Source organism: Phenylobacterium sp. GW821-FHT12F10, from assembly GCF_058806695.1.
Map to the genome: position 1 here is coordinate 301,279 of NZ_JBXAPY010000004.1, position 20,280 is coordinate 321,558.

The window sequence follows — 20,280 nt, forward strand, 5'->3', positions numbered from 1 at the left end:
GGTCTGTCCCTATCGCCGCCCGAACAGCCGCTCGATGTCGGCCAGCTTCAGCTCCACATAGGTCGGCCGCCCGTGGTTGCACTGGCCCGAGTGGGGCGTGGCCTCCATCTGGCGCAGCAGGGCGTTCATTTCCGGGGCCGACAGCCGCCGTCCGGCCCGAACCGAGCCGTGGCAGGCCATGGTGGAGCAGACCTCCGCCAGCCGTTCCTTCAGCGCCAGGGCCTGGCCGTTCTCCGAGAGATCGTCGGCGATGTCGCGGATCAGGCCGGCCACGTCGGTCTCCCCCAGCAGGGCGGGCGTCTCGCGCACCAGCACCGCGCCGGGGCCGAAGGCCTCGACGGAAAGGCCAAGCGCCATCAGCTCGTCGGCCCGGGCCACCACCCGCTCGGCCTCGGCGGGATCGAGCTCCACCACCTCGGGCAGCAGCAGGGCCTGGCGGGTCACCCCGCCCTCGTCCATCTCCACCTTCATCCGCTCATAGACCAGGCGCTCGTGGGCGGCGTGCTGATCGACGATGACGACGCCGTCGCGGGTCTGGGCGACGATATAGGTCTCGTGCACCTGGGCCCGGGCCGCGCCGAGCGGAAAGTCCACGGGATCGAATACCACCGAGGCGGCCGGGGCCTCCCGAAGGCCGGGGCCGGGGACGTAGCTGGAGGGCTCATAAGCGACCTCGGCGCGGGCCGAGACCTCGGTCAGGCCGGGGATCGCCTGGGCCGCCGCCTGCGCCCAGCCGCCCATGCGCCAGGCCGAGAACCCCTCCGCCGAGGGTTGGGGCGAATAGCCGGGGCGGAAGCCCGACAGCGCCTCGCTGGCCACGGAGGTCGAGGCCCGGTGCCCGGCGCCGGCCAGGACGTGGCGCAGGCCGCTGACGATCAGGCCGCGCACCATGGCGGGATCGCGGAACCGCACCTCGGCCTTGGCGGGGTGGACATTGACGTCCACCTGGCTGGGATCGAGCTCCAGATACAGCGCCACCAGGGGGTGGCGGTCGCGGGCCAGGAAATCGGCATAGGCGCCGCGCAGGGCGCCCTGGAGCAGGCGGTCGCGCACCGGGCGGCCGTTGACGAACAGGTACTGATGGGCGGCGTTGCCGCGATTGTAGGTGGGCAGGCCGGCGAACCCCGACAGCCGGATGCCGTCCCGCTCCTGGTCGATGGCGAGCGCATTGTCCTGGAACTCGCGGCCCATGATCGAGGCCAGGCGGGCCAGGCGGCCTTCGGGGCCCTTGCGCTCGGCGGGCAGGCGCAGGGTGCGGCGGCCGTCGAGATCCAGGGCGAAGCTGACCGCCTCGTGGGCCATGGCCTGGCGCTTGATCTCCTCGGCGATCGCCATGGCCTCAGAGCGCTCGGACTTCATGAACTTCAGCCGCGCCGGCGTGGCGTAGAACAGGTCGCGCACCTCGACCCGCGCCCCGTGCGGTCCGGGGAAGGCCGAGGGGGAGACCGCCCCCATGGCGCCGCCCTCCACCAGGATGGCGTGGGCGTCGGCCGAGCCCCGGGCGCGCGACGAGATGGACAGCCGCGCCACCGAGCCGATGGAGGGCAGGGCCTCGCCCCGGAAGCCCAGGGTGTGGATGTGCAGCAGGTCATAGTCCCCGGCGTCGTCGGGGCTGAGCTTGGAGGTGGCGTGGCGCTCCACCGCCAGCGGCAGCTCCAGGGGCGAGAGGCCCGAGCCGTCGTCGGCCACCAGGATGCGGGTCAGACCCCCGCCGTCGGCCTGGACCTCCACCTGGGTGGCTCCGGCGTCGAGGGCGTTCTCCACCAGCTCCTTGACCGCGCTGGCAGGCCGCTCCACCACCTCGCCGGCGGCGATGCGGTTGACGGTCTCGGGCGGCAGGCGGCGGATGGTCATTTTAGGGTCTAGGTCCTCGGACTGGATATATAGGACGATTCCAGCCGGCATGAGGCCCATGACCTTCGCAAGACTCCTGGCCCTCGCCGTCCTGGTGCTGGCGGCCCCCGCCGGCGCCCAGACGCCGGACCCCGACGCGACCTTGGTGGAGGAGCTGGTGGTCACCGGCCGCCTGCCGGGGCCGGCCTGGTGGCGGGTCTCCGACGCCGACACCATCGTCTATGTCCTGGGCGCCCCCTCGGTCATGCCCAAGTCCCTGCCCTGGGATGAGAGCGTGCTCCTGCGTCGGCTGGAGGGGGCCAACCGGGTGATCCTGCCGTTCAACCAGGTCAGCGTCAGCCTGCTCACCGTCCCTGGCGCGGCCTTCAACCTGCTGCGGCTGAGATCGAAGACCCCCTATGAAGAGACCCTGGCGCCGGCCCTGCGGGCCCGGTTCGCCGCCGTGCGGACCCAGGCCGGCAAGCCCGCCGACCGTTACCGGGTCAAGAACGGCCTGGCGGCCGGCCTGATCCTGGTGGACGACTACCGCCAGGCCGCCCAGCTCACCGCCGCCGATCCCGCCAAGACCGTGCGGCGCCTGGCCAAGGCCCGCCGGCTGAAGGTGGAGGAGAAATCCTACGACGGCGGAGCCCTGCTGGGGCAGGTGGTCAAAACGCCCCAGGCCGCCCAGCGGGCCTGTCTGGACGACGCGCTGACCGAGGCCGAGGCCGGTCCCGGCGGCGCCCGCCGGGCCGCCCAGGCCTGGGCCCAGGGCGATGTCCGCGGCGCCTTGACCGCCGAACGCGGCTTCGAGAAATGCCTGGCCGCCGCGCCGGGAGCCCTGTCCCTCGACACCCGCTTCAAGGCCGACCAGGCCGCCGCCATCGCCAAGGCCCTGAAGACCCCGGGCCACGCCGTGGCCGTCGTGCCCCTGCGCCCCCTGCTGGCCCAGGGCGGGGTGCTGGACCAGCTTCGGTCCCAGGGGTTCGAGGTGAAGACGCCGGGGGAGGAATAGGCGGCTTGATCGGCATCAAGGCGGGCGGCGCGCAAGCTGGCGCTTGATCGGCCCTCCAGAGCCCGGAGACCGAGATGGCCGATCCTAGACATATCGCCGGCCTGGCGGGCCCCACCCTCATGGTGATGACCCTCTCCGAGGCGCTTAACCTGGAGATCTGGAGCGGGGTCAGCCCCGCCCTGGTCTATCTCAACGGGCTGCTGCTGTTCGTGGGAGGGCTGGCCGTTGTGCGGGCGCACAATAGCTGGGCCTGGCGCTGGCCCCTGCTGGTGACGCTTCTGGGTTGGGCGGCCCTCGTGGTCGGCCTGCTGCGCATGTTCGCGCCGACGGCCCCGCAGCTTGGCGCGAGCGCGTCGACCTATGCGGTCATCGGCCTATTGTTCACCCTGGGGGCGGTCCTGACCTTCCAGGCCTACCGCCGTCCGGGTCCTACAGACCGGGAAGCTTGATCCGCGAGCTCTTCTCGCGGGCGATGATCACCGGCTTGTCGCCGGTCACTTCGCGGATCTTGGCGGCTTCGGCGGCGGGATCGATCGGGGCGGCGACATTGTCGCCCGCGCCGGCGGCGGCCGCGGCGTTGGCCTTGTTGTCCTTCCAGAACATCACCTTGTCGGCGAAGCTCTTTTCCTTGTGGGCCAGGTCGCCGCCCTCGTCGTCGACGACGTAGCGGATCAGCGGGTCGGCCTTGTCGGCGCCGGCCTTGGCCACCAGCAGCTTCTCGCCCTCGGTGCGGGCCTCGGCGTCGCGGCGGCCCAGCAGGGCGGTGCGCGCGGCGCTCTCGGGCTGCAGTTCCTGCGGACGGGGCTCACCCGGCGCCGGCGGGCGCAGGGAATAGTCGGGCGGCACCACCAGGGGCGCCTTGGAGACCACGCGGAACTCGTCGGGGGTCACCTTGGTCATGCCCAGGGCCTTGCGGCTCGAGGCGCAGCCGGTGAGACCCACCATCCCGATCAGGGCGGTCGCGACGATCACTCGGTTCAAGCTCATCAACTATAGGCTCCGATAGGCCGCCCCCGGCCGGGATGGATAGGTGAGATACCGCAAACGGCGATTAGCGCCAACGCGCTTTCAGGCCGCAGCTTCCTTGCGCGCGGAATCGAGCAAAAGGAAGACCACCCCCACGGTGATGGCCGCGTCGGCCACGTTGAACACCCAGGGGAAGAAGCCCAGGCGCTGGAAGTCCAGGAAATCCACGACCGCGCCGAAGCGGATGCGGTCGATGGCGTTGCCGATGGCCCCGCCGATCACCAGGCCCAGGCCCAGCCCCATGGCCAGGCGCTCGGTACGCCGCGCCCAGCCGCTGAGCAGGACCGCGACGATCAGGGAGAAGGCCACCAGCAGCCAGCGCACCAGGTCGTGCTCGGCGCGGAAGAGGCCAAAGCTCACCCCCTGGTTCCACACCAGGGTCAGGCTGAAGGGCCCGCCCACCGGCACGCTGGAGCCCGCCTGGGTTCCCAGCAGGTTGAGGATCGCGGCCTTGGCGATCTGGTCCAGCACGATGACCGTGGCGGCCAGGCCATAGGCCAGCCAGCCCAGCTTGGAGACAGATTTCACAGGCCTCACGCCCCTTCGTGCTGCGCGTCCCAGGCGGCCACCGCCTCGGCGTCGCGCAGGGAGAGCTCCGGATAGCGGGGATCGCTCCCCACCTCCGGCAGGATACGCCAGGAGCGGGCGCACTTCTTGCCCTGCGCCTTCAGGGGTTCGACGGCCACGCCAGAGGTCTCGGGCAGCCGGAAGGCGCCGGCCGGGCCGTCGCCGGCCACCAGGGTCGCCTGGCTGGTGCGGAACAGTTCGGCGGCGTCCAGGCCCTCGAAGGCGGCCATCAGGGCGGGATCGGCCAGATGGACGCGCGGGGCGGCCTCCAGGGCGGCGCCCATGCGCTTCTCGCGGCGTTCGACCTCCAGGGCGCCGGTGACCACCGAGGTGACCGACTGGATCTTCGCCCAGCGTTCGGCCTCCGCCGGATTGGCCCAGGACGCCGGCGTCTCGGGGAAGACCCGCAGGCAGTTGGAGGTCGAGTCGGGGAACCGGGTGGTCCAGGCCTCTTCCATGGTGAAGGGGATCAGCGGGGCCAGCCAGATGGTCAGGCGCTCGAACACGGCGTCCATCACCGTGCGGGCGGCCCGGCGGCGGAGGGACGAGGGCTGATCGCAATAGAGGGCGTCGCGGCGGATGTCGAAGAACAGCTGCGACAGCTCCACCTGGCAGAACTCGGTGATCGGCCGGCTGACGTCCTGGAACAGATAGGCCGCGTAGGCGTCGCGGATCTGGCCGTCCAGCTCGTGCAGGCGGTGCAGGATGAACCGCTCCAGCGGCGGCATGTCCTCCAGGGCCACGCGCTCGCTCTCCTCGAAGCCGGCGAGCGCCCCCAACAGATAGCGGACGGTGTTGCGCAGCTTGCGATAGGCGTCGGTGGTGGTGGCCAGGATGGTCTTGCCGATCCGGCCGTCGTCGGAATAGTCGATCATCGAGGCCCAGAGCCGGATGATCTCGGCGCCGGACTCGCGGATCACCACCTCGGGGTCGACGGTGTTGCCCTTGGACTTGCTCATCTTCTCGCCGTTCTCGTCCATGGTGAACCCATGGGTGAGGATGGCGTCGTAGGGCGCGCGGCCGCGGGTGCCGGAGCTTTCCAGCAGCGAGGACTGGAACCAGCCGCGGTGCTGGTCGGAGCCCTCGAGATAGAGGTCGGCGGGCCAGCGGGTGTGCTCGCGGTTTTCCAGGGTGAAGGCGTGGGTCGAGCCGGAATCGAACCAGACGTCGAGGATGTCCTCGACCTTCTCGAAGCGCTCGGGATCGTGCTCGCCCAGGAAATCGCTCACCGGCCGGGTGAACCAGGCGTCGGCGCCCTCGGCGGCGATCAGGTCGACGATCCGCTTGTTGATGTCTGCGTCCACCAGGGGCTGGCTGGTTTCCTTGTCGACGAACATTGCCAGGGGCGCGCCCCAGGCGCGCTGGCGGCTGATCAGCCAGTCGGGACGGCTCTCCACCATGGCGCGGATGCGGTTCTTGCCCCCGGCCGGATAGAATGTGGTGGCCTCGATGGCGTCGAGGGCGGTTTCGCGCAGGGTCTTGCCGTCGTGGACCTTGTCCTCGATGGGCTCGTCCATGCGGATGAACCACTGCGGGGTGTTGCGGAAGATCACCGGCGCCTTGGAGCGCCAGGAGTGGGGATAGGAGTGCTCCACCCGCCCGCGCGCCAGCAGGCGGCCGGCCTCGATCAGCTTGTCCTGCACCGCGGCGTTGGCGGGGCCGAACCTGCCGACCTTCTTGCCCTCGGTCTCCAGCACCTTGAGGCCGGCGAACAGGGCGACGTGGTCGTAATAGGCCCCGTCGGGATCGACGGTCTCGGGGATCTCGCGGTGGCCGTGGGCCAGCCAGACCAGGTAGTCGTCGGCCCCGTGGCCCGGGGCGGTATGGACAAAGCCGGTGCCGGCGTCGTCGGTGACGTGGTCGCCGTCCAGCAGCGGCACGGCGAACTGGTAATAGCTGTCCAGCCCCGCCAGCGGATGCTCGGCGGTGACGCCCTGCGGATCGAAGGTCTCGATCCGGCGGGTCGCGCTGATCTTGGCGGCCTTGAAGACGTCCTCGGCCAGCTTGTCGGCCACGATCAGCTTGTCGCCGGCCTTGGCCCAGGGCTCGAACTCCAGGCCCTCTTCCATGGCCTCGACGAGATAGACGCCATAGGCGATGTCGTTGTTGTAGCTGATCGCCCGGTTGGCGGGGATGGTCCAGGGCGTGGTCGTCCAGATGACGATGCTGGCGCCGCGGGCGGCCTCGCTGCCGTCGACCACCGGGAACTTCACCCAGATGGTCGGCGAGTTCACATCGGCGTATTCCACCTCGGCGTCGGCGAGCGCCGTGCGCTCCACCGGGCTCCACATCACCGGCTTGGAGCCGCGATAGAGCTGGCCGGAGGTGACGAACTTGTGGAACTCAGCGACGATGGCGGCCTCGGACGAATAGTCCATGGTGGCGTAGCGGTTCTCCCAGTCGCCCACCACGCCCAGGCGCTTGAAGCCCTCGCGCTGGACGTCGATCCACTGGGCGGCGTAGGCGCGGCAGCGCTCGCGGAACTCGGCCTTGGAGACCTCGTCCTTGCGGCGGCCCTGGCCGCGCAGCTCCTCCTCGATCTTCCACTCAATGGGCAGGCCGTGGCAGTCCCAGCCGGGCACGTAGTCGACGTCGTAGCCCATGGCGAACCGCGAACGGACCACGAAGTCCTTCAGGGTCTTCTGCAGGGCGTGGCCGATGTGGATGGCGCCGTTGGCGTAGGGCGGGCCGTCGTGCAGCACGAACAGCGGGGCCTTGGCCGCCTGCCGGTCTTTGCGCATGGTGTTGTAGAGATCGAGCTTCGCCCAGCGGGCCAGGATCTCGGGCTCCTTGACCGGCAGGCCCGCCCGCATCGGGAACGGGGTGTCGGGGAGGAAGACGGTTTCGCGATAGTCGCGCGCGGGCTTGTCAGCGTCGTCGGCCATGGGGCTTTCCAGCAGGGTTCGGAACGAGTGTGCGGGTGATCCCGGCGCGCGCTGGAGCTTCGTCCGGCGGCGTCACGCCGGGCGGGTAATTCGCGACATTGTCCGAACCAGAGTCATAGCGGGCGGCAATAGCAGAGGGCGCCGCGTGGGGCGAGCCCTTTGGTTTGCTCGACTAGCGTCGGCGTTCCCGTGGCGTGACGGTGACGGTCATCCGCCGGCCCTGGCGGATGACCTCGAAGGCCATGGCCCGGCCGATGGTGTCGGTCCCCAGCACCCGCATCAGGTCGTCCAATCCGGTCAGGGGCGCCCCCTCGGCGGCCACCAGCAGGTCGCCGGGCAGCAGGCCCGCGCGCGCCGCCGGGCCGTTCACCTCGCAGGTGGCGATCCAGACGCCGAAGGGTTGGTCTAGGCCCACGGCGCGGGCCAGGTCGCGGGGGATCGGCGCCTGCTGGGCGATGACCCCGATGGAGCCCCGCCGCACCCGCCCGTGCTTGATCAGCTCGCCCACCACCAGGGCCGCGGTGTTGGCCGCCACGGCGAAGCAGAGGCCCTGGGCGCCGGAGATCACCGCGGTGGCGATCCCCACCACCTCGCCGGCGGAATTGACCAGGGGGCCGCCGGAGGAGCCGGGATTGAGCGAGGCGTCGGTCTGGATGAGGTCCTCGATCAGCCGCCCCCGCTCGCCGCGCAGGGAGCGGCCGAGCGCCGAGACGATGCCGGCCGTCACCGTGGCCTCGAACCCCAGGGGCGCGCCGATGGCGATCACCAGCTGGCCCCGGCGCATGGCCTTGGAGTCCCCCAGCCTGGCGTAGGGCAGGGTGACCCCGCCCTCGATGCGCAGCAGGGCGAGATCGGTGTCGGGGTCGTCGCCGATCAGCCGGGCGCGGAACACCCGCCCGTCGAGGCCGACGATCTCGGCCAGGGTCGAGCCGCGCACCACGTGGCTGTTGGTGAGGATCAGGCCGTCCGGGGCGATGACCACGCCCGAGCCCACCCCCTCGGGTCCCTCGGGGCTGCGCCAGGGATGGACGCTGACCACGGCGGGGCCCACCCGTTCGACGGCGCTCACCACGGCGTGGGAATAGGCGTCCAGCAGGCCCGCATCGCCCCCCGGCGTCGCCAGGTGGGTCGGGGGCTGCGGCGGCAGCTCCGAATAGGTGAAGGTGGCCCCCGGCGCGAAGGCGTAGGACGGCGGCCGCTTGCGGCGGGGCCGGCGCGCCGCGGCGAAGGCGGCGTATTTGAAGCCCTTGATCTGGGTCGGCATCGGCCCCTCGCAGTCCTGGCCCCTAGGAAAAGCCAGCTGTTAACCAAGAGTCCAGGGGTGTCGCGCGTGGGGAGAGGTGGGCTGGGCGGCGCCTCCCCTCCGTGTCATCCCGCATGCAGCGGCGAAGCCGCGGAAGTGCGGGACCCAGACGCGCCGACCTCTCCTGCACGACCCGTGCGTTTGGGTCCCGGACAAGCGCTGCGCGCTTTCCGGGATGACACCCTTGCCTATCGGGAAGCCCTGCGCCTTGAAGGGGCGAGAGAGGTCAGATCTCCGGCAGCAGCATCGCCCGGGCCAGGGCGGCGTCGGCCATGATCTGGGCGGTCATGGCGTCCATGCTCTCGAACTTGGCCTCGTCGCGCAGGAAGGCGATCAGGTCGGTCTCGATGACCTGGTCGTAGATGTCCTCGTCGAAGTCGAACAGCCAGACCTCCAGCAGCGGGGCGGTGATCCCGTCCACCGTGGGATTGATCCCGATATTGGCCACCCCGGCGATCTCGCGGCCGTCGGGCAGGCGGGTGCGGGTGGCGTAGACCCCGAACCGGGGCTGCACATAGTCCTTCAGGGCCACATTGGCGGTGGGATAGCCGAGCGTGCGGCCGAGCTGGCGGCCGTGCTGCACCATGCCCTCGATGGCGAAGGGCCGGCCCAGGATCGCCGCGGCGTCTTGCGGCCTCCCCTCGCGCAGGGCGTCCCGCACCCCGGTGGAGGAGAACTTGCTGACTCCGTCCCCCACCGCCTGGGCCACCGAGACGCCGAAGCCCAGCTCCTGGCCGTAGCGGGTCATGGTCTCTGGACTGCCGGTGCGGTCCTTGCCGAAGGAGATGTCGAACCCCAGGGCCACGTCGCGGACGCCCAGGCCCTGGTGCAGCACGTCGATGGCGAACTCGCGGTCGGTCATCTGGGCCAGCTCGGGGGTGAAGGGCAGGATGTAGAAGATATCGACCCCCAGGCCGGCCAGCGCCCGGGCCTGCTGCTCGGCGTTCATCAGCCGGAAGGACGGCGCGTTGGGCTGGAAGATGCGGCGCGGATGCGGCTCGAAACTGATCACCCCCAGGGACGCCTTGAGTCGGCCCGCGGCCTTGGCGGCCAGGGCGATGACGCTCTGGTGGCCGCGATGCACGCCGTCGAAATTGCCCAGCGCCACGGCCGCGCCGCGGTCGCTCTCCGCCAGGTCCTTCCAGCCGTCGACGATACGCATGGGGCTCAGGCGCCCTTCCGGGGGACCATGATCACCGCCTCGCCGTCCACCACGGTCTTGCCGTTCACCTGGCAGACGGTGGCGAGCGTCGCGTGGCCGCGGGCCTCGTCCAGGGCCTGGATCGTCACCCGGGTCACCACCGCGTCCCCCAGCTTCACCGGCCGGCGGAAGCGCATCGACTGCGACAGGTAGATGGAGCCCGGGCCCGGCAGCTTCGTGCCGATCACCGCCGAGATATAGGCGCCCGACAGCATGCCGTGGGCGATGCGGGTCTGAAAGGTCGTGGTCTTGGCGTAGTCCTCGTCCAGATGGACGGGATTGGTGTCGCCCGAGACGGCCGCGAAGGCCTCCACGTCGCTGGCGGTGACGACCCTGGTGGTCTCGGCCGACTGGCCGAGGCTCAGATCTTCGAAGAACAGTCCCTGCACGCGCGGTTCCTTCAGCCCCGGCTTCCTTAGCCGCCTTGGGCGCTCAAGCGAAGCCCTGGACGAGATCGGGCGTCCGGGGCAGGCTGGCAAGTCTGATTGGGAGGCGATGATGAGAAACCTGGCCCTGGCCTTGGCCCTGACCACGCTCGCGGCCTGTTCCCCGCCCGCCGCCAAGGCCCCCGCGGCGCCCGCGCAGGCCGCAGCGCCCGCGCCGGCGCCCGCCGCCGCGGCCCCGGCCGCCGAGCCCCTGACCATGAGCTTCTCGGGCCTGCTGCCCTGCGCCGATTGTCCCGGGCTGAAGACCGAGCTCACCCTCACCCGTGACGCCCCCTATTCCGGCGACGGGACCTACCGGCTGGTGGAGACCTATCTGGAGCGCGGCGCGCCCCTCACCACCACCGGCAAGTGGGGGACCCTGCGCGGCGACGCCGTCGATCCCGACGCCACGGTCTACGAACTCGACCCCGACAAGCCCGACGGGGCCCGTCACTTCCTGCGCGTCGGCAATGACGAGGCGCTGAAGGCCCTGGACGGCGACATGAAGCCCCTGCCCGACGCCCTGCCGAGCACGCTCAAGCGGGTGAAGTAGGCGCCGCTACCAGACCAGGTCGGCGATGGCGTAGGTGGCGGTGAGGCCGTCGGCGGCCAGCAGGTCCTCCACGGCCTTGGCGTCGAGGCCGTCGGGGCCGATGGTTTCGGCGCCGTGGATGCCGCTGGCGACGAACAGCACGTCCAGGCCCTGGTCGTTGGCGCCCTTGACGTCGGTGGGCAGGCCGTCGCCGATGCAGAGCACCCGCGAACGGTCCACCGGCCGGCCCAGCAGGCGCTGCGCCTCGATCAGGCACAGGTCGTAGATCGGCGCATAGGGCTTGCCGGCCATCAGCACCTCGCCGCCGAGGCTGGCATAGAGCTGGGCCAGAGCCCCGCCGCAATAGATCAGCCGGTCACCCCGCTGCACCACGATGTCGGGATTGGCGCAGGTCATCACCAGGCCGCGCGCGGCGCAGGCCTCGAAACGGTCCTGATAGTCGCCGGGGCCCTCCACCTCGTCGTCATAGGGGCCGGTCACCGAGATGAAGGCGGCCTTGTCATAGTCGGCGTAGTCGAGGTCCAGCCCCTCATAGAGCGGCGCGTCCCGGTCGGGCCCGACCCGCCAGGCGGGACCGGGCGCCAGTTCGCTCAACAGCACCCGGGTGGCGTCGCCCGACGTGACGAAGGCCTGCCAGGTCGCGCGCGGCACGCCGAGTTCGTCCAGCTGCGGGATCACCGAGTGCGAGGGCCGCGGCGAGTTGGAGATCAGCACCACCGGCTTGGCCTCGCCCCAGCGGGCCAGGGCGCCGCAGGCGGCGGGGAAGCTCTCGCGCCCGTTGTGGATCACCCCCCAGACGTCGGAGAGGATCACGTCGTAGCGGTCGGTGAGGGCGGAGAGTCCGGAGACGATCTGGGGCGCGGTCATGGGGCCGGGCGGTACCGGGCCGAACCCGCCCGGTCAAACGGTTTGGCTAGTGCCGTCCGCCGCCCGCGCGGCGGCGCATGGTGCTGCGCAGGAACTCGGCGGGGGGATCGGTCTCGGCCAGGACGGCGTCCTTGATCGGCCGCGGCTCGCCGAACAGGTGGCCCTGGCCATAGGCGATGTCGAGTTCGAGGATGTCGACGATCTGGCGCTCCTCCTCGACCTTCTCGGCGATGATCTCCACCCCGTAGCGGCGGGTGAGGGTCGCGAAGTCCTGGGCGGCCAGGTCGGGCATGGACTTCAGCACCAGGCCCTCGTCGGTCTCCATCAGCTGGCTCAGCAGGAACTGGGCGCCGATCTTCAGGAACTTCACGTCGGAACGGGCCAGGTCCTGGAAGTCCAGGTCCAGGTCCACGACCTTGTCGAGGCTGAAGCGGAAGCCGAGGTCGGCCAGCTTGCCCATGTTGCGCGCCTCGGTGGCGCCGCGGGCGTCGAAGGCGGCCTGGCCCAGCTCGAAGATCAGGGCGCCGGCCAAGTCGCGGTTGGCGGCCAGCAGGTCGAGGAACTGCGGGAAGAAGCTCTCGTCGGCCAGGCTGGAGGTGGAGATGTTGCAGAAGATGCCGATCTTCTTGTCGGTCTTGGCCAGCCGGCGCACGATCTGCACGCAGCGGAACAGCAGCAGGTTGTCGATGGAGGTGACCAGGCCCTCGGGCTCGGCCACGGCCAGGTATTCGGCGGGCATCATCACCCGGCCGGTGGCGTCGCGCAGGCGCGAGAAGCTCTCGTAGAACACCGTCCGGCGCTGGGGCAGGCCGACGACCGGCTGCAGGTAGAGGTCGACGCGGTTTTCGGCGAGCGCCTCGCGGATGGTCTCCAGCAGGGCGGCGGACTGGCGGTGCTGCGGGGCGTGGCGGGCGGTCAGCGGGGCCTGGACCATCCGCTCCTCCAGCCTCTGGCCCATGCGCTGGACCAGGTCCTCCAGCATGTGGACCTCGCCGGTCAGCTCCTCGGAGCGGCGCAGGGCGTCGTCGGTGACGGTGGAGACCACCTCCACCACCCGGGCGTCCATGCGCTCCATCTGGTCGATGAGGATCCGCTGGGCCTCCCGCACGGTCTCGAGCTCGCGGCGCAGGGCGGCGTTCTCCAGGCTGTGCATAATCAGGCCGTGGAAGGTGTAGCAAAGGGCGAACCCGGCCGCGAGCATGGCCAGGCCGGCCGCCCAGCCTCCCCCGTTACGCCACAGGAGGAGGGCGAAGATCAGTGCAACACAGAGATAGGCGCCCGAAAGCAGCGCCAATGTGAGCCGTCGCATGGTCCCGCCTGCCCGAATCGCTTCTGAGTATCCGATGCGCCGCCGGTGCAAGTCGAACAGATTAACGATTGCGCGAGCGCCTCGCGCTAATTGGACGCGGCGACCTTGCCCAGCACCATGTCGGCCGCCTTCTCCGCGATCATGATCGTGGGCGCGTTGGTGTTGCCCGAGACCAGGCGCGGCATCACCGAGGCGTCAACCACCCGCAGGCCCTCGACCCCCCGCACCCGCAGCTGGGCGTCCACCACCGCCATCGGCCCCGAGCCCATCTGGCAGGTGCCCACCGGGTGATAGATGGTCGAGCCGGCCATGCGGGCGTAGCCCAGCAGGGCCTCGTCGTTGTTGAAGTCCGGGCCCGGCAGCATCTCGTGGTCGATATAGGGGGCGAGCGCCGGCTGGGCGGCGATCTTGCGGCCCCACTTCAGGCCGGCCACCGCCACCTCCTGGTCCAGGGGATCGGAGAGGTAGTTGGGCGCGATGGCGGGATAGACGCTCGGGTCGGCCGACTTGATGCGGATCGTCCCGCGGCTTTCGGGGCGCACCTGGCACGGCGCGATGGTCAGGCCCGGCGCGCCGTCCAGCTCCATCTTGCCGCTCATGGCCTTTTCCAGGTTCTGCGAGGCCGGCAGGATATGGAACTGGATGTCCGGTCCGGCGAGATCGGGCCGCGACTTGCAGAACGCCGCCACGTGCGCCGCCGACAGGGTCAGCAGCCCCTTGCGCTGGAAGGCGTATTTCAGGACCTCGCCGAGGAAGCGCGGGCCCTTGGTCAGCTCGTTGACCGAGATCGTGCCGGCCTTCAGGCGGTAGGTGACCGCCATGACGTAGTGGTCCTGCAGGTTCTCGCCGACGCCGGGCAGGTCGGCCACCACCTCGATCCCATGGTCGCGCAGCAATTCACCGGGGCCAACGCCGGAGAGCTGCAGCAGTTGCGGGGAATTGATCGCCCCGCCCGCCAGGATCACCTCGCGCCGGGCCTTGGCGATCTTGCGGACGCCGTTCTGGAGATACTCCACCCCCACCGCCCGCTTGCCCTCGAAGATCACCTTGGTGGTGAGGGCGTGGGTCTCGACCTTGAGGTTGGCGCGGCCCATGGCCGGGTGCAGATAGGCCACCGCCGCCGAGCAGCGCTGTCCGTTCTTCACGGTCAGCTGGTAGTAGCTGACGCCTTCCTGGTCCTCGCCGTTGACGTCGGCGTTGCGCGGAATGCCGGCCTCGACGCAGGCCTCCACCACGGCGTCGGACACCGGGTGCTTGGTGGTGACGTCCGAAACGTTGAGCGGGCCGCCCACGCCGTGATGGGCGCTGGCCCCGCGTTCCTGGTGCTCGGAGCGCTTGAAATAGGGGGCGACATCGTCCCAGCCCCAGCCCTCGCAGCCCAGCTGCCGCCAGCCGTCATAGTCGGCCTGCTGGCCGCGGATGTAGAGCAGGCCGTTGATGGAGGAGGAGCCCCCCAGCACCTTGCCGCGCGGCCAGGTGTGCACCCGGCCGCCGGTGCCGGGATCGGGTTCGGTGGGATAGAGCCAGTTGACCTTGGGGTCCTTCAGCGTCTGGGCGTAGCCCACGGGCACGTGGATCATGACGTTGGAGAAGAACTGGCCCGGCTCCTTGGTGGGCCGGTCGTCGCCGCCGGCCTCCAGCAAGAGCACGGCGTTGGCGCTGTCCGCGCTCAGGCGGTTGGCCAGCACGCATCCGGCCGAACCCGCGCCGACGATGATGTAGTCCGCGGTGGGGGTGTCGGGCATCGGGGCGGCTCCTGCGTGGTGGGTTGCAGGGTTCGTTGTGTCGGTTCGAAGCGCCGCCGTAAACGGCCGATTGTGGTCGCCCTGTGCGGAGGGTCTGTACCGCCAAGATGCTCCCTTCTTGGGGGAGCTGGCGCGAAGCGCCTGAGGGGGACTTTGACTCTTGTTTGGCTGTTTGGCGCGGTGGGTGTCGACTACGTCGATCCCCCTCCGACCCGCCGCTTCGCGACGGCCCACCTCCCCCACATCGGCGCTGCGCGCCTGGGGGAGGATCCAGGCTCTACCGCGTCGGAACGGGCACGTCGCCGCGGTAGTCGTAGAAGCCGCGGTCGGTCTTGCGGCCGAGCCAGCCGGCCTCGACATACTTCACCAGCAGGGGGCAGGGCCGGTACTTGGAGTCGGCCAGGCCCTCGTAGAGGACGTTCATGATCGACAGGACGGTGTCCAGGCCGATGAAGTCGCCCAGCTCCAGCGGGCCCATCGGGTGGTTGGCGCCCAGCTTCATGGCCGTGTCGATGGCCTCCACCGTGCCGACGCCTTCATAGAGGGTGTAGATCGCCTCGTTGATCATCGGCACCAGCACGCGGTTGACGATGAAGGCGGGGAAGTCCTCGGCGTTGGCGGTGGTCTTGCCCAGCGACTTGGCGAAGTTGACGGCGGTCTCGTAGGTGGGCGCGTCGGTGGCGATGCCGCGGATGATCTCCACGAGGTTCATCAGCGGCACGGGGTTCATGAAGTGCAGGCCGATGAACCGGCCGGGCCGGTCCGACGCCGCCCCCAGGCGGGTGATGGAGATCGACGAGGTGTTCGACGCCAGCAGGGTGTTGGGCCCGAGGTGCGGGGTGAGCGCCTTGAAGATCGACTTCTTGACCTCTTCGTTCTCGGTGGCCGCCTCGATGGCCAGGTCCGTGGTCCCGATGGACTGCAGCTCCGGCGCGGCCTTGATGCGGGCGATGGCGGCGTCCATCGCCTCCTGGGTGATGATGCCGCGGCCGACCTGGCGGGTCATGTTCTTGCGGATCTGGGCCAAGCCCGTCTCGATCCGTTCGGCGCTCACATCGTGCAGCAGCACGTCGTAGCCGCCCAGGGCGACCACGTGGGCGATGCCCGAACCCATCTGACCAGCGCCGATGACGCCGACCGATTTGATATCCACCATGCCGACAAAGCCTCGATCATGCGGGGCGGTATCCCCTGTCCGCCGCCGCTTGTGACGAGTTTCTAACATGGGCATGTGCGGCGCCGCCAAGGCTTTTGCTGCGCCGCAGCGCGAGGAGGCCCGGCGACTGTGGCGCGGACGCCGCGATCGGACCCGCCTGAGCGCAACGAAAAGGGGCGGTCCCTCGCGGAACCGCCCCTGGTCGTATCGGCCTTGATCGGGCCGGGATTACTTCCCGGCGGCGGTCAGGGCGTCCATCAGTTCCGGCACGGCGGTCTTGTAGTCGGCCACCAGACCGAAGTCGGCGACCTGGAAGATCGGCGCGTCGGCGTCCTTGTTGATCGCCACGATGATCTTGGAGTCCTTCATCCCGGCCAGGTGCTGGATGGCGCCGGAGATGCCGATGGCGACATACAGTTCCGGGGCCACGACCTTGCCGGTCTGGCCGACCTGGTAGTCGTTGGGGGCGTAGCCCGCATCGACCGCCGCGCGGCTGGCGCCGATGGCGGCCCCGAGCTTGTCGGCCAGGGGGTCGATGACCCGCTGGAACTCCTCGGCCGAGCCCATGGCCCGACCGCCGGAGACGACGATCTTGGCGCCGGCGAGTTCGGGACGGGCCGACTTCACCAGCTGCTGATCGACGAACTTGGTCTTGGGGGCGCCGTCGCCGGCGGCGACGTTCTCGACCGGGGCCGAGCCGCCCTCACCGGCCGCCTTGAAGGCGGTGGCGCGGACGGTGATCACCTTCTTGGCGTCGGAGGACTGGACGGTCTCCAGCGCGTTGCCGGCGTAGATCGGCCGCACGAAGGTGGAGCCGTCGACGACCTCGACGATTTCCGAGATCTGGGCGACGTCCAGCTTGGCCGCGATGCGGGGGCTGAAGTTCTTGCCCTGCGAGGTGGCCGGGGTCAGGACGGCGTCATAGTTCGCCATCAGGGGGACGACGGCGGCGGTGACCGCCTCGGCCAGGCCTTGGCCCAGGGCGTCGCTCTCGGCCAGCAGCACCTTGCGGACGCCGGCGATCTTGCCGGCGGCCTCGGCGACGGCCTTGGCGCCGGACCCGGCCACCAGGATGTCGACGTCGGACGACAGGGCGAGCGCCGCGGTCACGGTCTTGTGGGTGCTGTCCTTCAGGGACGCGTTGTCATGATCGGCGATAACGAGAACGGCCATTAGAGCACCCCCGCGGTCTTGAGGTTGGTGACCAGGTCGGCGGCGCTTTCCACCTTGATGCCGCCGCCGCGCTTCGGCGGTTCGGTGACCTTGACGACCTTGAGGCGCGGGGCGGTGTCGACGCCGAGCGAGGCGGCTTCCTTCACGTCCAGCGGCTTCTTCTTGGCCTTCATGATGTTGGGCAGCGAGGCGTAGCGCGGCTCGTTGAGACGCAGGTCGGCGGTGATGATCGCCGGCAGGGTCACGTCGATGGTCTGGATGCCGCCGTCGACCTCGCGGCCCACCTTGGCGTCGCCCGCGTTGAGCTCGATGGAGTTGGCGAAGGTCGCCTGCGGCCAGTCGAGCAGGGCCGCCAGCATCTGGCCGGTGGCGTTGTTGTCGCCGTCGATGGCCTGCTTGCCCATGATCACCACGTCGGGGCTCTCTTCGGCGATGATCGCCGCGAGCAGCTTGGCGACGGCCAGGGGTTCGGGGTCCTGGTCGGTCTGGATCAGGATCGCGCGGTCTGCGCCCATGGCCAGGGCCGTGCGCAGGGTTTCCTGCGCCTGGGCCGGGCCGATGGACACGGCCACCACCTCCGTGGCGACGCCCTTTTCCTTCTGGCGCACGGCTTCTTCGACCGCGATCTCGCAGAAGGGGTTCATGGACATCTTCACATTGGCGAGGTCCACACCGGATTGGTCCGGCTTGACCCGGGCCTTGACGTTGTAGTCGATCACCCGCTTCACGGGGACGAGCACCTTCATGGCTTCGCTAACGCCTCAAATTGCTAAAAATTGAACGGTTGGGGCATAACGGTTCCGACGCGCAATGCAAGCCGGGCGCGGGTCACACTGCGCCGCAATTTTGTCCGGGCGGCCAGATAGGCCGCTCAAAACCCCTGCCAAGACGAAGATCATGAACCGAACGATCAAGCGCCTGATGTTGATTTTCGTGGGCGCCTTCGCCCTCTCCACCGTGGCGGTCATCGTCTATCAGGTGGGTTGGGTGATCCCCGGACAGCGGTGTGAATCCAACGGCGACTGGTGGGACTGGCGCGGCCGCACCTGCGCCCACCCGGTGCTGATCTCCGACATCACCGGCCGGGTGATCGACAATGACGCCCAACGCAAGGCCGCCAAGGCCGCCGCCGCCAAGGCCCGGGGCGAGGCCGTTCCGGCTCCCGCGCCCGCTCCCTAACGGGTGGCGCCCGAGCGCCAGAAGACGTCGGCCCGGCCCTGGTCGTTGGCCGCGCGGGCGGCGACGAACAGCAGGTCCGACAGCCGGTTGAGATAGCGGAAGGCCGGGCCGGAGACCTCCTCGCCGGACTCCATCAGGGCCACGGCCACGCGCTCGGCGCGGCGGGCCACGGTGCGCGCCAGGTGCAGGGCCGCCGCGGCCGGCGACCCGCCGGGCAGGACGAAGGAGGTCAGGGCGGGCAGGGCGCCGTTCAGGTGGTCGATCTCCTGTTCCAGCCGCGCCACCTGCGAATCGAGGATGCGCAGCACCTGCCCCTCGATCTCGTCGGGCTTGGCCGGGGTCGCGAGGTCGGCGCCCAGATCGAAGAGTTCGTTCTGGATGCGGGCCAGGATGTCGTCCAGCGGCCCGCCGGCCGTGTGCAGCCGGGCCAGGCCGATACAGGCGTTGGTCTCGTCCACCGCCCCATAGGTCTCAACCCGCAGCGAGGCCTTGCTCACCGTGGCCCCGCTGGCCAGGCGGGTGGCGCCCTTGTCGCCGGCCCGCGTGTAGATCTTGTTCAGGGTCACCATGGCTAGCCCCGGTGCCGCCACCAGACCGCGGTCACCAGCAGGGCCACGGCGATGGCCTGCAGCAGGACCCGCAGCCGCATCAGCTTGTTCGAATAGGAGCGGCCGAAGTCGCCCCCTCGGAACAGGGCGTAGAGCCCGATGAACAGGGTCACGGTCACCGCCAGCAGGGCGAGGGGAATCAGAATGTCGAAAGCGCGTTCCATCCGGCCAATCTAGAGCGGGGCGGGCGATGAAACCATCCGGCGAATCCGACGTTGAAACGTGGTTACACGAGCACGCTCAATGATCGACGGTATGCTCGGGCGTCGTGTTTCCGACCTGCAACAGTGGGAAAGGCCTCGAAATGGCGAGTGCGACGCTGCGCCACACAGTCCAGGCTCAACCTATGGGCTAAGCCCCGCCCTCTGCTCGTATCGCGGAACGAGTTAGATGAACTTGATCAAATGACGCCCTTTCGCTTGGACGCGCCGCGGCGAACGGGTTAGAGAACGGACACCTGTCATGCCGCCTCCCCAGGCCAGTGACCCGGGCGCCTCCCCGCGCCCAGATTCTGAAGTTGAAATGTGCGAGCTCATCGCTGACCTGCGCGACGCCGCCCGGGATGGACGCCGCCTTGCGCGGCGCGACCCCGGGCCGCTTGAGAAGGTCGCCGGCGAGTCCCGCCAATGGTTCGAACACTCCGCGGAGGCGGCCCTTTCGAGGCTGGACGCTCAATGAAACACGTTCCCGGTACTCTCCACGGCGCCCAGGAAGCCGAAATGCGCGTGCCCACCCGCCGCGCGCTCGCCAAGCAGCAGACCCGCGCCAAGGTGCTGGCCGCCGCCCGCCGGCTGTTCTCCGAAGAGGGCTATGAGGGCGCCACCATCCGCGACATCGCCGCCGCGGCGGGCATGTCCACCGGCGCGGTGTTCGCCAACTTCTCCGACAAGTCCGACCTGTTCCGCGAGATCATGCTCGCCGACATGGCCGACGTGGCCGAGACCATGCGCGAAGCCGCCCTGCGCGGCCGCAATGTGGACGACGCCCTGCTGAAGGCCTTCGCCGCCGGCTACGCCTTCTACAAGACCCAGCTGCCGCTCGCCCGGGCCGCCTTCTCCATCTCCTGGTCCCCCGACCAGGGCCAGGAGCTGCGCAACATGCCCCCGGTCCAGGCCCTGCACGACCTGATCAACGAACAGCTGGTGCTGGGCGTCGAGCGGGGCGAACTCAGCCAGGAGGCGGAGGTCAAGCTGCGCACCCAGATGCTGTTCGACTGCTACCTGGCCAACTATCCCGAGGCGATCTTCCAGGGCTGGAGCATCGATGCGCTCCAGGCCAAGGCCAAGGATCAGATCCGCGTCATCCTGGCCGGCGCGCGCCGCGGCTGACCCGAGAGGGTGCGACGTACTGTCGCACCTTCCTGTGGGCGGCGCCCGGCCGCGTGGTTTCACCCTAACCATGGGTCAAGCCGCGCGTGAGACGTGGCCTTAGGGGG

General features: G+C 69.8%; 20 protein-coding genes. 5 read left to right on the forward strand and 15 right to left on the reverse strand.

Translation table 11 applies throughout. The annotated features are described in order from the left end of the window. Nucleotides 1–9: 9 nt before the first annotated feature. Nucleotides 10–1,854 carry a DNA mismatch repair endonuclease MutL gene (gene mutL / locus AC1RN5_RS20750; protein ID WP_493043522.1) on the reverse strand — a complete coding sequence of 615 codons (1,845 nt, stop codon included), beginning with the start codon at nt 1,852–1,854 and terminating at the stop codon, nt 10–12. 58 nt (nt 1,855–1,912) lie between these two features. Between mutL and AC1RN5_RS20755 the strand changes: the two genes are divergently transcribed. Both AC1RN5_RS20755 and AC1RN5_RS20760 read left to right on the forward strand, forming a co-directional pair. Then, a complete protein-coding gene (locus AC1RN5_RS20755) occupies nt 1,913–2,848 on the forward strand; it encodes a TraB/GumN family protein (RefSeq protein ID WP_493043524.1) in 936 nt (311 codons plus the stop codon). 74 nt (nt 2,849–2,922) lie between these two features. After that, nucleotides 2,923–3,297, forward strand: a complete 375-nt coding sequence (locus tag AC1RN5_RS20760) for a hypothetical protein (protein WP_493043525.1) — start codon at nt 2,923–2,925, stop codon at nt 3,295–3,297. Here AC1RN5_RS20760 and AC1RN5_RS20765 read toward each other — a convergent pair. From AC1RN5_RS20765 to AC1RN5_RS20790, 6 genes are all read right to left on the reverse strand, one after another. After that, on the reverse strand, nt 3,278–3,835 hold the full coding sequence (locus tag AC1RN5_RS20765) for a DUF3035 domain-containing protein (protein WP_421933291.1): 558 nt from the start codon (nt 3,833–3,835) through the stop codon (nt 3,278–3,280). The genes AC1RN5_RS20760 and AC1RN5_RS20765 overlap by 20 nt on opposite strands. 81 nt (nt 3,836–3,916) lie before the next feature. Then, on the reverse strand, nt 3,917–4,402 hold the full coding sequence (gene lspA / locus AC1RN5_RS20770) for a signal peptidase II (RefSeq protein WP_493043527.1): 486 nt from the start codon (nt 4,400–4,402) through the stop codon (nt 3,917–3,919). Between the two features lie 5 nt (nt 4,403–4,407). Further along, nucleotides 4,408–7,326 (reverse strand): isoleucine--tRNA ligase, encoded by a 2,919-nt coding sequence (ileS, locus tag AC1RN5_RS20775; protein ID WP_493043529.1) that lies wholly within the window; start codon nt 7,324–7,326, stop codon nt 4,408–4,410. Between the two features lie 172 nt (nt 7,327–7,498). After that, complete coding sequence (locus AC1RN5_RS20780; protein ID WP_493043531.1) at nt 7,499–8,590, reverse strand: S1C family serine protease; 1,092 nt, start codon at nt 8,588–8,590, stop codon at nt 7,499–7,501. 265 nt (nt 8,591–8,855) lie between these two features. Then, on the reverse strand, nt 8,856–9,791 hold the full coding sequence (locus AC1RN5_RS20785) for a bifunctional riboflavin kinase/FAD synthetase (protein WP_493043533.1): 936 nt from the start codon (nt 9,789–9,791) through the stop codon (nt 8,856–8,858). Between the two features lie 5 nt (nt 9,792–9,796). After that, complete coding sequence (locus tag AC1RN5_RS20790; RefSeq protein WP_493043534.1) at nt 9,797–10,219, reverse strand: MaoC family dehydratase; 423 nt, start codon at nt 10,217–10,219, stop codon at nt 9,797–9,799. A 109-nt stretch (nt 10,220–10,328) separates the two neighbouring features. Here AC1RN5_RS20790 and AC1RN5_RS20795 point away from each other — a divergent pair, with 109 nt between their 5' ends. Then, complete coding sequence (locus tag AC1RN5_RS20795) at nt 10,329–10,808, forward strand: copper resistance protein NlpE (RefSeq protein WP_493043536.1); 480 nt, start codon at nt 10,329–10,331, stop codon at nt 10,806–10,808. Nucleotides 10,809–10,814: 6 nt separating this feature from the next. On the opposite strand, the gene AC1RN5_RS20800 is transcribed toward AC1RN5_RS20795, so the two are convergent. The 6 genes from AC1RN5_RS20800 to AC1RN5_RS20825 all read right to left on the reverse strand — a co-directional run bounded on the left by AC1RN5_RS20800 (nt 10,815) and on the right by AC1RN5_RS20825 (nt 17,804). After that, complete coding sequence (locus tag AC1RN5_RS20800; protein ID WP_493043538.1) at nt 10,815–11,675, reverse strand: TIGR01459 family HAD-type hydrolase; 861 nt, start codon at nt 11,673–11,675, stop codon at nt 10,815–10,817. Between the two features lie 46 nt (nt 11,676–11,721). Further along, nucleotides 11,722–12,984 carry a flagella assembly cyclic-di-GMP phosphodiesterase TipF gene (gene tipF / locus AC1RN5_RS20805; protein WP_421933284.1) on the reverse strand — a complete coding sequence of 421 codons (1,263 nt, stop codon included), beginning with the start codon at nt 12,982–12,984 and terminating at the stop codon, nt 11,722–11,724. A gap of 86 nt (nt 12,985–13,070) precedes the next feature. Then, nucleotides 13,071–14,729 (reverse strand): GMC family oxidoreductase, encoded by a 1,659-nt coding sequence (locus AC1RN5_RS20810; RefSeq protein WP_493043540.1) that lies wholly within the window; start codon nt 14,727–14,729, stop codon nt 13,071–13,073. 277 nt (nt 14,730–15,006) lie between these two features. Next, nucleotides 15,007–15,885 carry a 3-hydroxybutyryl-CoA dehydrogenase gene (locus tag AC1RN5_RS20815; protein WP_493043542.1) on the reverse strand — a complete coding sequence of 293 codons (879 nt, stop codon included), beginning with the start codon at nt 15,883–15,885 and terminating at the stop codon, nt 15,007–15,009. Between the two features lie 228 nt (nt 15,886–16,113). Further along, nucleotides 16,114–17,058 (reverse strand): electron transfer flavoprotein subunit alpha/FixB family protein, encoded by a 945-nt coding sequence (locus AC1RN5_RS20820; protein ID WP_493043544.1) that lies wholly within the window; start codon nt 17,056–17,058, stop codon nt 16,114–16,116. Next, a complete protein-coding gene (locus AC1RN5_RS20825; RefSeq protein ID WP_493043546.1) occupies nt 17,058–17,804 on the reverse strand; it encodes an electron transfer flavoprotein subunit beta/FixA family protein in 747 nt (248 codons plus the stop codon). Before AC1RN5_RS20825 ends, AC1RN5_RS20820 begins: the two co-directional genes overlap by 1 nt. Before the next feature lie 151 nt (nt 17,805–17,955). Here AC1RN5_RS20825 and AC1RN5_RS20830 point away from each other — a divergent pair, with 151 nt between their 5' ends. Further along, entirely contained in the window at nt 17,956–18,237 is a 282-nt protein-coding gene (locus AC1RN5_RS20830; RefSeq protein WP_493043548.1) for a hypothetical protein, read from the forward strand. On the opposite strand, the gene AC1RN5_RS20835 is transcribed toward AC1RN5_RS20830, so the two are convergent. Together AC1RN5_RS20835 and AC1RN5_RS20840 are read right to left on the reverse strand one after the other, a co-directional pair. Beyond that, nucleotides 18,234–18,806, reverse strand: coding sequence for a cob(I)yrinic acid a,c-diamide adenosyltransferase (locus AC1RN5_RS20835; protein ID WP_493043550.1), 573 nt, complete (start codon nt 18,804–18,806; stop codon nt 18,234–18,236). The two genes, AC1RN5_RS20830 and AC1RN5_RS20835, sit on opposite strands and share 4 nt — an antisense overlap. 2 nt (nt 18,807–18,808) lie before the next feature. Continuing rightward, nucleotides 18,809–19,009, reverse strand: a complete 201-nt coding sequence (locus tag AC1RN5_RS20840) for a twin transmembrane helix small protein (RefSeq protein WP_304697315.1) — start codon at nt 19,007–19,009, stop codon at nt 18,809–18,811. 555 nt (nt 19,010–19,564) lie between these two features. Here AC1RN5_RS20840 and AC1RN5_RS20845 point away from each other — a divergent pair. Then, the gene (locus AC1RN5_RS20845; protein ID WP_421933276.1) at nt 19,565–20,173 is read left to right on the forward strand and encodes a TetR/AcrR family transcriptional regulator; all 609 of its coding nucleotides are present in this window, start codon (nt 19,565–19,567) and stop codon (nt 20,171–20,173) included. Nucleotides 20,174–20,280 lie beyond the last annotated feature (107 nt).